General features: G+C 52.8%; 13 protein-coding genes. 3 read left to right on the forward strand and 10 right to left on the reverse strand.

The features are described 5' to 3' along the window. Nucleotide 1 precedes the first annotated feature (1 nt). Both AAGJ81_03490 and AAGJ81_03495 read left to right on the forward strand, forming a co-directional pair. Complete coding sequence (locus AAGJ81_03490; protein MEM0965201.1) at nucleotides 2-1,375, forward strand: PilT/PilU family type 4a pilus ATPase; 1,374 nt, start codon at nucleotides 2-4, stop codon at nucleotides 1,373-1,375. 10 nt (nucleotides 1,376-1,385) lie between these two features. Then, nucleotides 1,386-2,429: a PilT/PilU family type 4a pilus ATPase gene (locus AAGJ81_03495; GenBank protein MEM0965202.1), complete on the forward strand. Its 1,044-nt coding sequence runs from the start codon at nucleotides 1,386-1,388 to the stop codon at nucleotides 2,427-2,429. A 93-nt stretch (nucleotides 2,430-2,522) separates the two neighbouring features. Here the strand turns inward: AAGJ81_03495 and AAGJ81_03500 are convergent, their stop codons facing one another. From AAGJ81_03500 to AAGJ81_03515, 4 genes are all read right to left on the reverse strand, one after another. Beyond that, nucleotides 2,523-3,359, reverse strand: a complete 837-nt coding sequence (locus tag AAGJ81_03500) for a CDP-archaeol synthase (protein MEM0965203.1) — start codon at nucleotides 3,357-3,359, stop codon at nucleotides 2,523-2,525. 12 nt (nucleotides 3,360-3,371) lie between these two features. Further along, nucleotides 3,372-4,127, reverse strand: a complete 756-nt coding sequence (uppS, locus tag AAGJ81_03505; GenBank protein MEM0965204.1) for a polyprenyl diphosphate synthase — start codon at nucleotides 4,125-4,127, stop codon at nucleotides 3,372-3,374. A gap of 184 nt (nucleotides 4,128-4,311) precedes the next feature. Beyond that, the gene (locus AAGJ81_03510; protein MEM0965205.1) at nucleotides 4,312-5,961 is read right to left on the reverse strand and encodes a glutamine--tRNA ligase/YqeY domain fusion protein; all 1,650 of its coding nucleotides are present in this window, start codon (nucleotides 5,959-5,961) and stop codon (nucleotides 4,312-4,314) included. Next, entirely contained in the window at nucleotides 5,958-7,343 is a 1,386-nt protein-coding gene (locus AAGJ81_03515; GenBank protein MEM0965206.1) for a glutamate--tRNA ligase family protein, read from the reverse strand. Before AAGJ81_03515 ends, AAGJ81_03510 begins: the two co-directional genes overlap by 4 nt. 93 nt (nucleotides 7,344-7,436) lie before the next feature. Between AAGJ81_03515 and lexA the strand changes: the two genes are divergently transcribed. Further along, complete coding sequence (gene lexA, locus AAGJ81_03520) at nucleotides 7,437-8,075, forward strand: transcriptional repressor LexA (protein MEM0965207.1); 639 nt, start codon at nucleotides 7,437-7,439, stop codon at nucleotides 8,073-8,075. 5 nt (nucleotides 8,076-8,080) lie between these two features. On the opposite strand, the gene AAGJ81_03525 is transcribed toward lexA, so the two are convergent. The 6 genes from AAGJ81_03525 to AAGJ81_03550 all read right to left on the reverse strand — a co-directional run bounded on the left by AAGJ81_03525 (nucleotide 8,081) and on the right by AAGJ81_03550 (nucleotide 13,071). Continuing rightward, nucleotides 8,081-8,491 (reverse strand): type II toxin-antitoxin system VapC family toxin, encoded by a 411-nt coding sequence (locus AAGJ81_03525; protein MEM0965208.1) that lies wholly within the window; start codon nucleotides 8,489-8,491, stop codon nucleotides 8,081-8,083. After that, nucleotides 8,482-8,739: a hypothetical protein gene (locus AAGJ81_03530; GenBank protein ID MEM0965209.1), complete on the reverse strand. Its 258-nt coding sequence runs from the start codon at nucleotides 8,737-8,739 to the stop codon at nucleotides 8,482-8,484. The genes AAGJ81_03525 and AAGJ81_03530 overlap by 10 nt, the downstream gene beginning before the upstream one ends. A 289-nt stretch (nucleotides 8,740-9,028) precedes the next feature. Beyond that, nucleotides 9,029-9,997 (reverse strand): cysteine synthase A, encoded by a 969-nt coding sequence (gene cysK, locus AAGJ81_03535; GenBank protein MEM0965210.1) that lies wholly within the window; start codon nucleotides 9,995-9,997, stop codon nucleotides 9,029-9,031. Nucleotides 9,998-10,204: 207 nt separating this feature from the next. After that, nucleotides 10,205-11,218, reverse strand: a complete 1,014-nt coding sequence (gene hemB / locus AAGJ81_03540; GenBank protein MEM0965211.1) for a porphobilinogen synthase — start codon at nucleotides 11,216-11,218, stop codon at nucleotides 10,205-10,207. Between the two features lie 10 nt (nucleotides 11,219-11,228). Then, on the reverse strand, nucleotides 11,229-12,446 hold the full coding sequence (locus tag AAGJ81_03545) for an AMP-binding protein (protein ID MEM0965212.1): 1,218 nt from the start codon (nucleotides 12,444-12,446) through the stop codon (nucleotides 11,229-11,231). Next, a complete protein-coding gene (locus AAGJ81_03550; GenBank protein MEM0965213.1) occupies nucleotides 12,430-13,071 on the reverse strand; it encodes an enolase C-terminal domain-like protein in 642 nt (213 codons plus the stop codon). The genes AAGJ81_03545 and AAGJ81_03550 overlap by 17 nt, the downstream gene beginning before the upstream one ends. Nucleotides 13,072-13,187: the final 116 nt, after the last annotated feature.

The raw sequence follows: 13,187 nt of genomic DNA on the forward strand, positions 1-13,187 counted from the left end.
AATGAGAAGCGATCTTGGCTGGTTCTTTTCCCTTTGTCAGGAGGGAGGACTCCTCACTGCGGAACAAGCGCATCAACTGATCACCGAGATCGACTTTGCGTCGACCCTCGAAGAGGTCGCGGACCGAACGGCGGCCCATGGCTGGATCTCCCGCCCCGAAGATGTGCGCAACCAGGTCAAAGAAGCGGGAAAACGCTCCAAAAAAGGGGATACTGCCCCGGAACTAACACCACCACCACAGGTCGATTTAGCTGGAAATGCCCCCGACTTTGCAAGTTGGCAGTCGATGGATGATACGAGCCTCAAATCCGCCATGGGAGATTGGGTCGAATTCTGCCAAATCCATGGTGTGAGCGACCTTCACTTAACGGCCGGTGCTCGCCCAAGAGTCAGACACTACCGGGAGATTGTGTATCTATCCGATCATGATCTCGATCCGGGTCTGGCTGAGCGGATGAATCTGATCCTATTGACTGATGAGCAACAGAAAGCCTTCGCCGAAGATTGGGATCTCGACTACTCCATCCCGCTTGAAACGGAAGGCCCCGAGACTTCTCACCGCCTCCGGGTAAACTTGACCCGCCACCACAGCGGAGTATCCGGCGTCTACCACATGGCAAGGCCGACAATTGGGACCTTAGAGGAACTCGGATTCCCCAACGCCGAAACGATTCGGAAGCTTCTGGCTTACCACAACGGAATCATACTGGTCACAGGCCCGGTCGGATCCGGAAAGACCACGACCCTTGCGAGCCTTCTCAACGAACTGAATGAGACCCGAAGTTCTCACATCATTACAATCGAGGATCCGATCGAAGTCGTCCAATCGTCGAAAGAGTGTATTCTCACCCAGCGTCAGGTAGGAGTGCATACCCGGTCCTTCGACCGAGCACTGGGATCAGCCCTTCGCGAGGATCCAGATATTATCGTGGTCGGTGAGATGCGGGACCTCGAAACGATCGAAATGGCCCTGACCGCTGCGGAGACCGGGCATCTGGTAATCGGAACCCTCCACACCCGAGACGCCGCGAGCACCTTGAGCCGGTTGCTCGACGTTTTTCCTTCCCGACAACAGAGCCAGATCCGCGCGATGACGGCCGACTCCCTTCGCGGCATCATCTGTCAGAGACTTCTTCCTTCCACCGATGGTAAAGTCGCTCTTGCCTGTGAGCTGATGATCAATAACTCAGCGACGGCGAACATTATGCGCGACGCAAAGGAATCCGGCCTCGAGGCTGCCATCCAGACCGGACGGAAACAGGGAATGCGGGCGATGGACGAATCCATCGCAGAGCTTTACGAAGTGGGCCGAATCTCTCTTGAAACAGCGCAGTATTACATCAAGGACCAAAACCTTCTTTCCAGAAACAGCTAACCCCTAAACGATGGCCGAGATCGATACCCTTCTTATTGAAATGCTGGAAAGCGGCGGCTCCGATCTACACCTATCGGTGGGTTCATCACCGAAGATGAGAGTCGATGGTTCCATCTTCCCAATGGAGTACGAACCATTTTCAGCTGAGCTCATGAACGAGCTGCTCGAGGAGTTTACTCCCCCAAATCGCTGGCATCAATTTATGGAGCGGAGCGATGTTGATTTTGCCTATGAAATCCCCGGAAAAGCGCGCTTCCGTGCAAACATTTTTGACAACCATTGGGGAAGCGCAGCGGTTCTGCGCCAGATTCCCTCTCGGGTAGAATCGATAGAGGAGCTGGGACTACCTGAGACACTCAAGTCACTCGCCCTCGAGCGGGGTGGCTTAGTGCTTGTAACCGGACCCACAGGTAGTGGGAAATCCACTACGCTAGCGGCTGTCCTGAACCACATTAACGAGAATACCTCCAAAGAAATTATTACTCTGGAGGATCCGGTAGAGTTCATTCATTCAAACAAAAACTGCACCATCATTCACCGGGAGGTAACCGAGCATACCCACTCCTACGCGGGAGGCCTTAGGAGCACTATGAGGGCCGATCCAGACGTTGTTCTTATTGGTGAAATGAGAGATCGAGAAACGATGAGGCTGGCGCTCGGTTGTGCTGCAATGGGTATGCTGGTCTTCTCGACTCTACATACGAACAGCGCTGCTAAGACGATTGACCGAATTATTGACGCGTTCACCGCAGAGGAACAGGCCCAGATTCGTATCCTCTTGGCAGAATGTTTGCGTGGAGTGGTGTCTCAGGTGCTTTGCGTAGCAGCCGAGGGTGGTCGGGTTCCGGCCTTTGAGATCCTCACCTACCACAAGTCACTTCCAAATTGCATCCGGCAGAACTCGCTTGCCTCCATTCGCAATATTATCGACCAGAATCGTGATACCGGAATGATCTCTCTGGACGCTTATTTGATCGAGCTATCCAGCAGTGGAATCATTTCAACAGAGGAAGCCTACATGAAGGCGAATGATAAGAGTCTCTTCGCAAGATAACAGACCACTACTCATCTCCCGTTTTACCCTAAGACGCTTGAGGTCTACCTTCCCGAGTTCAGTATTAAACAAGGACGGATTGTTAAGAGAGCACTATTTTAACGCTAGAGACAGAATAGCGTAACCGAGTGGGCCGGTACACAAAAGGCTATCCACCAAGTCCAGCCCACCACCGATTCCCGGGATCCTTTTGCCACTGTCTTTCACCCCCGCGATCCGCTTCAAGGCTGATCCGAGAAGATCAGAAACGATTGCCGTGGTTCCAAGAACAAGACCAAGCAAGATACAAATCCAAAAGGTAAGCCCAGCAGGAGCAAGATCTCCGGAGAGCGCTGGAACCAAGCAGGCAACCAAGACCGAGGTCAAAACTCCTCCAATCGCACCCTCGATCGTCTTCTTAGGACTGTAGGAAGGGGCGAGCGGCCGCCGCCCGATTCGGCTACCGATCAGAAGAGCTCCTATATCCGAAAACTTTGCTACTGCTACCACCCAGACCGCTAAAAACAATCCTTGCCCTTCCGTAAGTCCCGGGAGCATGGCCAGTAGGGCGAAAAACGTGAGACAGGCTGGAACCAGCAAAAATCCGATCAACGTAGGAAAAAGACATCGCGAAAGACTTCGGACTGGCGTTCGAAACATCACCCATGCGACCAACGAAGGAAACACCAGTCCAAGAGAAACCGGATAAGCATCGACAGAACCCAAAAACAATAAGAGCCCGGAAGTGATCAAAATGAACAACACACCTGCGACTAGTCCTGCGACTACCAAAGGATCGCCTCCCACTCGCCCAAGAAGTCCATAAGTCTCGTGCTGTGCCATCACAGCAAGAGCTGTAATCAGTAGAAGGCCAGCATATACGCCAAACAACCAAAGAAGTATTAGTATGCCGACCCAAAGAACGACTGTAGTAATAGTCCGTTGTTTCATTCCGCGTCGGGTTTAGATCGTCAACTCACCTCGATGAGGCAAAGGAGACATCACTTTCCCAAAGCGTCTTTCCCGGGAGGCATAAGATTCAAGGGCCTGATCGAAATGTTTTTTGGTAAACTCTGGCCAGGGGACATCGCAAAAGTAGAGCTCTGCGTAGGCTCCCTGGAGAAGCAGGAAGTTACTCACCCGCCACTCACCGGAAGTCCGAATAATTAAATCGGGATCTGGAAGATCACCGGTGTAGAGAAACTTTTGATACTCTTCCCAAGTCTCAGGAACGGCATCAATTACACCCGCCTGAAGGGCAGCGGTGATCTTCGCAGTTGCGTCGACGACCTCCGTCCGAGATCCGTAATTGAGGGCAAGGGTGAGCACATGATCGTTAAAGTCTTTGGTCTCACTCTCTACTCTAGCGAGTTCCCGCGAGACTTCTTCTGGAAGCTCATGACGCCTACCGATAGTCTCTAAACGAATCCGGTTTTTCACTAGTTGGTGACTTTCCTTTCGTAGAAACTGTTTCAAGAGATCCATCAAGGCCTCTACTTCCTCTTCCGGCCGCTGCCAGTTTTCGGCACTGAAAGCAAACAGGGTCAGGTAGCGAATCGGGGAGTCCGCAAGGGATTCGAGAAGATTTCGTACGTTTTTGACTCCCTGGCGGTGGCCTTCGATCCGGGGAAGAAACCTCTTGCGCGCCCAGCGACCATTCCCATCCATGATGATTGCCACATGGGACGGCTGGTTCGATACAGTGGAGACGGATGACATTTTCTCCTCGGAGCCTGACAGAAATCACCCTTGTTTGTCACCAAGGAATCGGACCACCGCAAACTTTTCCATTCCCGCGGTTTTGGGGAACTAGAGAACAATCCAAACCGCGATTACGTCCTCCTTGCAGTGGAGGGAAAAGAAAAAGCTATCCCAGAACCGCGCGATATCAGCGCTTTTCTCCTTACTTTCCGCGACCCCAGGAGTCCTTCAGAGTGACCGTTCGATTGAAAACCAATCGGTCTCTACTGGAGTCATCGTCACAAACAAAGTACCCAGTTCTTTCGAACTGAATCCTCATCCCGGGCTCGGCATTTGCTAGCGAGGGTTCGACAAAGGCTTCCGCCTTTTGGAGCGAATTTGGATTCAGGCAGGCAATCGGATCGTCCTCACCTCCCGGATTCGCCACTGAGAAAAGTCGATCGTAGAGACGCACTTCGGCACGTAACGCGTGTTTTGCTGAGACCCAGTGAATCACACCCTTCACCTTCCGTCCCTCTGGCTGCTTTCCCAAGGTGTCGCGGTCAATGGACCCGACTAATGAAACCACACTCCCCTTCTCGTCTTTCTTCACTTCATCACAGCGAAGCACATAGGAGTATCGTAGCCGCACCTCTGAGCCGGGAGTGAGCCGGAAAAACTTTTTCGGCGGCTCTTCCATGAAGTCAGACCGTTCGATCAGGATCTGATTGGAAAAGGGAACCTTACGGCTACCCTCCTCCGGACGTTCAGGATTGTTCACTGCATCCACTTCGAGCACTTCCCCATCCTCGAAATTGGTAATGGTAATGGGAAGCGGATCCATCACTGCCATCGCCCGAGAACTTTCCCGGTTCAACACCTCCCGGATGCTGTGCTCGTAAAACGCGTAATCCGTCGTCGAATCAAACTTGGTGACACCCAGCGAACGGCAAAAATTTCGGATTGCTTCAGCTGGAACTCCTCTCCGGCGGATTCCGCGTAGTGTCGGTAGTCGTGGATCATCCCATCCAGCTACATGTCCCTCCTGGACCAGCTGAATCAGCTTCCTTTTGCTCATGAGCGTGTATTCCAGGTTCAACGGGGCGAACTCGTATTGCCGAGACGGAAAGATCCCAAGTTTATCAATCAACCAGTCATAGAGGGGCCGGTGGTTCTCAAACTCGAGCGTGCAGACTGAGTGAGTGATCCCTTCGATCGAGTCGCTCTGACCATGGGCAAAATCATAGGTAGGATAAATCGGCCAGTCATCTCCCGTCCGATGGTGGTGTGCGCGTCGAATGCGGTAGAGAACAGGATCCCGCATAATCAAATTCGGATGGGCCATATCGATTTTTGCCCGGAGCACTTTAGAGCCATCCGGAAACTCACCCGCCCTCATCCTACGCAGCAGATCCTCATTCTCGTCAGGTTCTCTATCGCTAAACGGACTCTCTACCCCCGGTTCCTTGAGAGTTCCACGGCCCTTGCGGATCTCCTCCCCAGACAGGTCGCAAACATAAGCGAGGCCGTTGCGAATCAAGTCCAAGGCGTATTCGAAAAGCCGTTCAAAATAATCCGAAGCGAAGCAAGCCTTCTCCCAATGAAAGCCCAGCCAGGATATGTCTGCCTGAATCGCGTCGACATACTCCTGCTCCTCCTTTTCGGGATTCGTGTCGTCAAACCGCAGGTTGCAAGTGCCGCCAAACTCATCGGCGATTCCAAAGTTCAAACAAATCGATTTTGCATGACCGAGATGTAGATACCCATTGGGCTCCGGTGGAAACCGGGTAGCGACTCCACCTTCGTGCTTACCTGCTGCGAGATCGTCCGCTACAATTTGACGAATAAAATCGAGGTTTTCCGAATCGCTCACGCCACACCCCCGTCTCTTCCCAGCCGCTCCAACCGATTGAGCACTTTCTCCATGCCCAGTATCCGGATCACTTCGCCGAGATCCGGTCCTGAGAGCATTCCAGTCAAGGCAAAGCGGATTACCGGTCGGTAAGCCCCGGACTTCCTCCCATGCTTTGCTGCCACAGACTCGAGTGCGGCCTCAAATCCAGAGCTATCCTTCGAACCAGAACCTTTGATCTCGGCTGCCAGTTCCCCTGCGAGTCGACCGGGATCCTCCTTCTTCGACACCTTTTCGCGTGCCTTCAAATCAAACTCGTAGTCCTCGCGGAAAAAGTACCGGCAATACGCGGGAAGATCCTCCAACAGATCCAGCTTCGGTTGGCAGAGCTCCAACACGCTTTGGAGATAGTCCTCGTCCGCCTCTTCTTCGATCACCCCCGCCTCATTCAAAATCGGCCGGGCGAGCCAGGTGTAGGTTTCTATTGGCAACTGCTTTAGGTAGTGACCATTCAAATGACGAAGTTTTGCCTCATCGAACCGGGCCGCCCCCTTTTGGATTCCTCCAAAATCAAAGGCAGCGGTGATTTCGTCAATCGGCAGGGCTTCTCGATCGTCCTTTGGGCTCCAACCAAGGAGGCAGAGAAAATTCCGTACCGCCTCCGCAAGAAAATGCCGACTCTGATATTCCTCGATCAACGCACCCTGATCGCGCTTGCTCATCTTACCCTTCCCGACTGCAGGGTCTTTCAAAATCAACGGCAAATGCGCAAAACTGGGTGCTTCGACTCCGAAAGCCTCAAACAACTCCAAATGCTTGGCTGTGTTGGTCAAATGATCTTCCCCACGGATGACGTGAGTGATCTTCATTTCGATGTCATCCACTACGTTTACCAAATGGAAAACGGGATCACCGTTGGCCCGCAGTATCGGAAAATCCCGATCGACTACCCTCTCGATTCGCCCGCGGATTTCGTCCTTAAATACCATTGGTGCCGCTCGGACTTTTTCTACTTCGGCGCCCAAATAGTCATCATATTCGAGATAACGGTCACCCTCCAACCGGAAGAAAACGGCTCCATCTTTATTATAGGCTCTACCGTTGGACCGGAGTTTTTCCACCGCATCCCTGTAAATCGATCCGCGCTCGCTTTGGAAATAGGGTCCAAAGTCGCCGCCCACCAGCGGACCTTCATCCCAGTCCAGACCTAGCCACCGCATTCCCTCGAAAAGAACCTCAAGAGCTTCCTCCGTATTCCGCTCTTTATCCGTATCCTCAATGCGTAATATAAAACGACCTTCACAATGCCGGGCGTACAGCCAGTTGAATAAGGCCGTACGTGCACTGCCAATATGGAAAAACCCGGTAGGACTCGGAGCAAAACGCACACGAACATCAGACATCGAGCCAATCTCAGAGGGCCAATCGCCAAGTTCAACCCTTTTCCCGAATTCGTGCTGGACATGACCGGATGTTCACGTAATCTTTCGTTCACCATGAAAGAACTCACCTTCCGGCAACAGCAGATTCTCAACTTCATTCAGGAAAGGTCCGCGGATCAGGGCTACTGGCCAAGCATTCGCGAAATTCAACACGAATTCGGCTTCAAGAGCACCAATGCAGTAGTTGGCCACCTGCGCGCCCTTGAGAAGAAAGGCTATCTCGAGAGACAACCACATCAGGCTCGCGCATTTCGACTGCGCATCCCTGAAACCACTCCAGGCGATCAGGACAACATCCTCGACATTGTCGACATCCCGGTGATGGGTAACATCGCTGCGGGTTACCCCGATCGTGTAGAATCTGGCGGTCAAATCGACACTCTCCAAGTCGATGCCTTCACTGCACGCCAGCGGCGGCACAGGAAGACCTTTGCAATCCGGGTCCGCGGCGAATCCATGATCAACGCCGGAATCGAGGATGGTGACACGGTAGTGGTCGAAGCCCGTGAGCCGCAGGACGGTGACGTCGTAGCCGCACTCATCGACGGCGAAACCACCCTAAAGAGATTCATCCGTAAAAGTGGCCACATGCCTTACCTTAAAGCAGAAAATCCAGACTACCCGGAGCTCTACCCCGTGGACGAATTGATTGTCCAAGGAGTAGCCACCTCCTTTGTCCGGCGGCTGCGATAGAGGTGCTAGGCGGCGAACAGCAGAACTTTGAGACCCGGAACGCGTCTGAAATGTGACTCGTCCTTTGGACCAACGAGAACTGAAAAGTCAAGCGAGCGAGCCGTCGCTGCTACTGCGATGTCATTTTGCGGGATAAGCGAACCGATCCTGTAGAGTGCAGAGAAAATATCTGCGTAGTGTTCTGCAATCAAAGGAGTGAAAGGCTCAATTCCTGCAACGGAGCGGATTGCCTCCAAACGGGCTCTCCGAATAGCAGCCCGCTCAGTAGTTTTCGCGAGACGCACACCAGCGAGACCCTCTGCCCAAACGACCGCCGGTAAAATAACTGTCTCGGTTTCATCTACGCCGGACGGAATCCCTTTCCATCCAGACTTCTCCCACTCGATAAGGGCGGAGGTGTCTAAAATCAATCCCACGGATCGGAAGGCAATTGATCTGTTTCGTTCACAGAAGAAAGATCATCCGCAAAGCTTGCGTCGCGCGGCAACCGTGCAAGAGCAGCACGTAATTCAGTAACCGTTCCTCCACGGCCAGGAGCAGGACGAAGCTCAGCAATAGGAGTCTCGTTTTTGGTCAGCAGAAAAGAATCACCACGATACCGAATCCGAGCCAGCAAATCGCCAAGGTTTCTTGCCGCTTTAGTCGAGGAGACTGTTTCTTTCATACATAAAACTGTAAATTACACAATTACGCATGTCAACTTCGATTAAATCCTACATCGGAAAAGAGATGCTACTTTTACACAGGGTATTTGGGGTCAAGACGCGATTGGTCCCGTCCGCATCGTTTTCCGGACGACCACTCTACCCCTGAGGCCACGCAGAGCTAGTACCTCCAATTCGAAAGCGTCTGTTGCCACTCCTGATTCAGGATCAGACGCAGGTGCCCTCTTCGAAAATATAGCTCGAAAATCGTTTGCGACCGTCTCCGGGCGCTCTGGTGTACTGGTTACCTTAAGCCGGCAGCTCCGAGGTCGGCAGGTTCTTAACCTCTTCCAGCGCCTTCGCAGCGAGGAGGGTGCTGAGGTAACGCTCACCGAAACTGCAGCCGATCGTCACGATCCTCTTTCCAGCCATGCCGTCTCTCTTCGCAAGCTGCATCGCAGCATAGACGTTTGCCCCGGTCGAAATTCCACCGAGAATTCCGTCTGATAGCGACAATTGCTGGGCCGTTTCAAACGCATCCTCATTCGACACCTGAATCACCTCGTCGACCAATGAAGTATCGCAATTCTTGGGGATGAAACCGGCACCAATCCCCTGAATCTTGTGTGGACCCGGCTTGCCTCCCGAAATCACCGGGCTAGCCTCTGGCTCCACTGCGACCGTGTGAAGGTCCTTCCGTCCCTTGATCACACTGGAGACACCGGTTATCGTTCCGCCCGTGCCAACGCCGGAGACGAACGCGTCCACCGTTCCCTCGGTGTCGTTCCAGATTTCCTCGGCAGTCGTCCTACGATGGACATCGGGATTCGCAGGGTTCTCAAACTGCTGTGGCATAAAAGCTTTGTCGCCGTACTCGTCGACTAGCTGGCTGGCTTTCATAATTGCGCCATTCATCCCTTTGGCTCCGGGAGTGAGAACCAATTCTGCACCCAACATACGAAAGAGTACTCGCCGCTCGGTAGACATCGAGTCCGGCATTACCAGGATCAAACGGTATCCGCGGGAGGCGCAAACGAAAGCCAACGCGATTCCCGTGTTTCCAGAAGTCGGCTCAATGACCACGCTGTCCGCACCAAGCTTTCCATCTTTCTCAGCAGCTTCAATCATCGCCCGTCCAATACGATCCTTGACGCTCGCCAGCGGATTGAAGAATTCACACTTGAGGAGGATATCTGCGTCGATGTCCTTGGTAAGGTTACTGATACGCACCAATGGGGTGCCGCCTACAGTGTCGATGATCGATGATGCTATTGCCATTATTCTAGAGGTTTAGAGGTCGATTAAAGTGCCGACCCGTAAGGCAAATTTCAATTCGCTACCGAGTCAACCCGAGATGGTTCGCTCTCAACACAGCGGAAAAAAGTCTCCCTATCGACCTTCCTAATCTTACTCATGCTCTTAATCATAATCGAAAACCTAGGATTAGGATTATGGTTACGACCACGATTAAACCGAAATAGGCTTTCAATCTCCCGCGGCAATCTCCGCAGCAAAGTAAGTTAGGATCAAATCTGCGCCTGCCCGGCGGATGGCTAGGACCGATTCATCCCTAGCACCTTCGTAGTCCAACCAACCCTTTTCTGCTGCCGCGTGAATGGCCGAAAATTCTCCAGACACCTGATACGCGGCAACCGGGATCTCACATCGGTTTCGCACTTCACGAATGACGTCGAGATATGGTCCCGCCGGTTTCACCATCACGATATCAGCTCCTTCATTGATATCGAGATCCACCTCAACCATCGCCTCCCGGAGGTTTGCCGGTGACAGTTGGTAAGTCGACTTGTCCAGATAAGCACTCCCCTTCTTCTGAGCGCTTCCGACAGCATCACGGAAAGGACCGTAAAACGCCGAAGCGAACTTTGCTGAATAGGCAAGGATGACCGTTTTCTGAAATCCAAAGTCATCGAGTGCGTCGCGGATCGCTCCAACCCGGCCGTCCATCATGTCGGACGGTGCCACCCAATCGATCCCAGCCCTCGCGTAGTTCACCGCCATTTCCGCCAGAATCTCTACCGTCGGATCATTGAGAATTTCCCCCGTCGTCGAATCCAGGATCCCGTCGTGCCCGTGGGATGTGTAGGGATCTAGAGCAACATCTGCGATCAGATTGACCGGGATCTCCGCCTCACGAACCAACCGACCGATTTGGGGGATCAATCCATCTGGATTCAGTGCTTCTTCACGACCTGTCTCTGTCTTCAGCGAGCTTTCGATCCGCGGAAAAATGGCAACTCCTCGAATCCCGAGATCTACCACCTTCTTCAACTCCTCAAGAAATTCCGCACGCCCAAGTCGATAGTTTCCCGGCATCGAATCGATGGGCTCCCGCGCCGAATCCGCATCGACGACGAAAAAAGGCTGAATCAACTGCGCGGGGTCAACGCGGGACTCCCTCACCATATCGCGAATAGCTGCCGTCTGTCGAAGCCGACGGGGGCGACGGGACAAGGGAAGCGAAAATGAATCTACGTCCATCGCTCTATCCTCATCCAAAAATCTGATCGAGATCAACTTTTCCTACAGCGTTTCTCGGAATCACTTTCACTGCCCGCACTTCCTGTGGAAGCTCAAACGAATCCAAGCTTGCCCGCAATTCGTTGCGGATCTCCCGATTCTGCAAGACTTCCAACTCAACCAACAAGGTGATTCGGGTGCCCCACTCTTCGTCGGGCATTCCGATGGCCACGGCGTCACGAACACCCTGAAGTTTTCTCGCAGCATCTTCTACTTTCGCTAACGAGATCGTCTCACCGCCGCTCGAAACAAAACGCCCGATCCTTCCGTGAACGGTGAAACTGCGGCCATCAATCAATTCACCCGCATCTCCTGTGCGGAACAGTCCTTGGTGCTCCTCCTCTCCCCAATACCCCCTGAAGAGCTGAGGGGATTGGATCGTGATTTCTTTACCGGCAGTCACGTCCACCTTATTTCCCGGCAACATGGACAATTCTCCAAAACGTTCAGATTCCCATGCATCCTTTGTCTGAATCCCAACCATCCCACCAGTTTCTGTCATTCCATAGACCAGTCGCAGAGGAATCCCTCTTCTCTTTGCTTCGCGGAGTAGTTGGTGGTCAAACGACGCGCCTCCACCGAAGACGATATCTGCCGGAAAAGGGTTGCTACCAGAAGGTGCAGTTCGAAGGGTCCTCTCCAATGTTGTTGGCACGACCGACTGCAAGAACAGTCCCGGGATTTCACAGGAGGCCTCTTGACTGCCATCGGAGATCAAAACGCCATCAGAAACCAACGCACGAAACACTGGCATCATTCCACTCACGTGATAAAGCGGTAAATCCAATCTGCTGCAAAGCGGTCGATTCTCCAAGTAATTCCAGACCGATACAGCCGCCGCACCAAGCGACCTTTGATCATGAACAGCGAATCGAGGGATTCCCGAACTTCCACCCGTCTTGAAGATTATCGTTCCCTTACCGGGATTAACTCCTCGCAAGCGGGTCACCTCATTTCGGGTCGCATCACTCCACTCGTCCGAAGACAAAAGAAAGGGAACCTCACTCTCCAGAAGTCCAAGAATCCTGCCCACCGTCTCAGGATCCTTTGAAGAAGCGGCGACAATCTGAACCTGACCATCAGAATCCTTCGCTTCCTTTGTTGCCTCTTCGTACGCTAAACGGAATCTCGCTTCTTCGGAATCGAGAAGAAAGACCCGGTTCGTATCTATTCTAGAAAACAGCTGCATTATTCCAGACTTTCTCCAGTCGCTCCTCGGTAATCTCTCCTGAGAAATGCGTTCCGGCCGACCATCCATCCAACCCATCTGCTCCAAACCACCCTCTTGTCCCAAGACCGTGGTCACGCTTCTTGCCTACCAGCTGATCGGCAAGAGCCAACACCCATGAAAACCCTATGCCCGTCTCAAACGCGGAAGATAGGACGAGTCTGCCCCTCACTGATTCGGGAAGCGCAATCAAACTCTCCGGATTTCCAAACAGACTAGGCTTTATCACGAAAGGACCCGGCCAATCCATATCGAGAAAACGATCAAGACTGGCCTCGGAAACGACAGACTCGTCCAGGGCAATCTTCCGGGCTTCCTCTCCAAACTCGTCAAAGATCATTTCTTCGGAGCCCACCGGCATTGGCTGCTCGATGAACTCGATCTCCTGCAAATCCGACGCCCATTCGATCCAATCGGCGGTTTGTCCGAGGTCAAAAACCTGGTTCGCATCCAAGCGAATCCGGACGTCACCTTTGGCCTCGCCTATAAGGGTTTTGATCTGCTGACGTTCCTCCGATCGGTTTCCCACCCCTACTTTTACCTTTATCGTTTTCGCACCTCCTCTACTCAAACTTTCTGTATTCAATTCCCTAACACTTTTCACTAGTATCGCAGAAGAAACGTTGACCTCAGTTGGTAGCACTTGCCGAAGGGACCACCCCGCAAAACCAAGACACCCTTCCTGTTCGTCTAGCATCAAGT

This window comes from Verrucomicrobiota bacterium (assembly GCA_038744685.1).
GTDB lineage: Bacteria > Verrucomicrobiota > Verrucomicrobiia > Opitutales > Puniceicoccaceae > Puniceicoccus.

What these genes read in the sequence shown, in the direction of transcription:
- AAGJ81_03490 (MEM0965201.1), top strand. Translation starts at nt 2, where the DNA reads ATGAGAAGCGATCTTGGCTGGTTCTTTTCCCTTTGTCAGGAGGGAGGA.
- AAGJ81_03495 (MEM0965202.1), top strand. Translation starts at nt 1,386, where the DNA reads ATGGCCGAGATCGATACCCTTCTTATTGAAATGCTGGAAAGCGGCGGC.
- AAGJ81_03500 (MEM0965203.1), bottom strand. Translation starts at nt 3,359, where the DNA reads ATGAAACAACGGACTATTACTACAGTCGTTCTTTGGGTCGGCATACTA.
- uppS (MEM0965204.1), bottom strand. Translation starts at nt 4,127, where the DNA reads ATGTCATCCGTCTCCACTGTATCGAACCAGCCGTCCCATGTGGCAATC.
- AAGJ81_03515 (MEM0965206.1), bottom strand. Translation starts at nt 7,343, where the DNA reads ATGTCTGATGTTCGTGTGCGTTTTGCTCCGAGTCCTACCGGGTTTTTC.
- lexA (MEM0965207.1), top strand. Translation starts at nt 7,437, where the DNA reads ATGAAAGAACTCACCTTCCGGCAACAGCAGATTCTCAACTTCATTCAG.
- AAGJ81_03530 (MEM0965209.1), bottom strand. Translation starts at nt 8,739, where the DNA reads ATGAAAGAAACAGTCTCCTCGACTAAAGCGGCAAGAAACCTTGGCGAT.
- cysK (MEM0965210.1), bottom strand. Translation starts at nt 9,997, where the DNA reads ATGGCAATAGCATCATCGATCATCGACACTGTAGGCGGCACCCCATTG.
- hemB (MEM0965211.1), bottom strand. Translation starts at nt 11,218, where the DNA reads ATGGACGTAGATTCATTTTCGCTTCCCTTGTCCCGTCGCCCCCGTCGG.
- AAGJ81_03545 (MEM0965212.1), bottom strand. Translation starts at nt 12,446, where the DNA reads ATGCAGCTGTTTTCTAGAATAGATACGAACCGGGTCTTTCTTCTCGAT.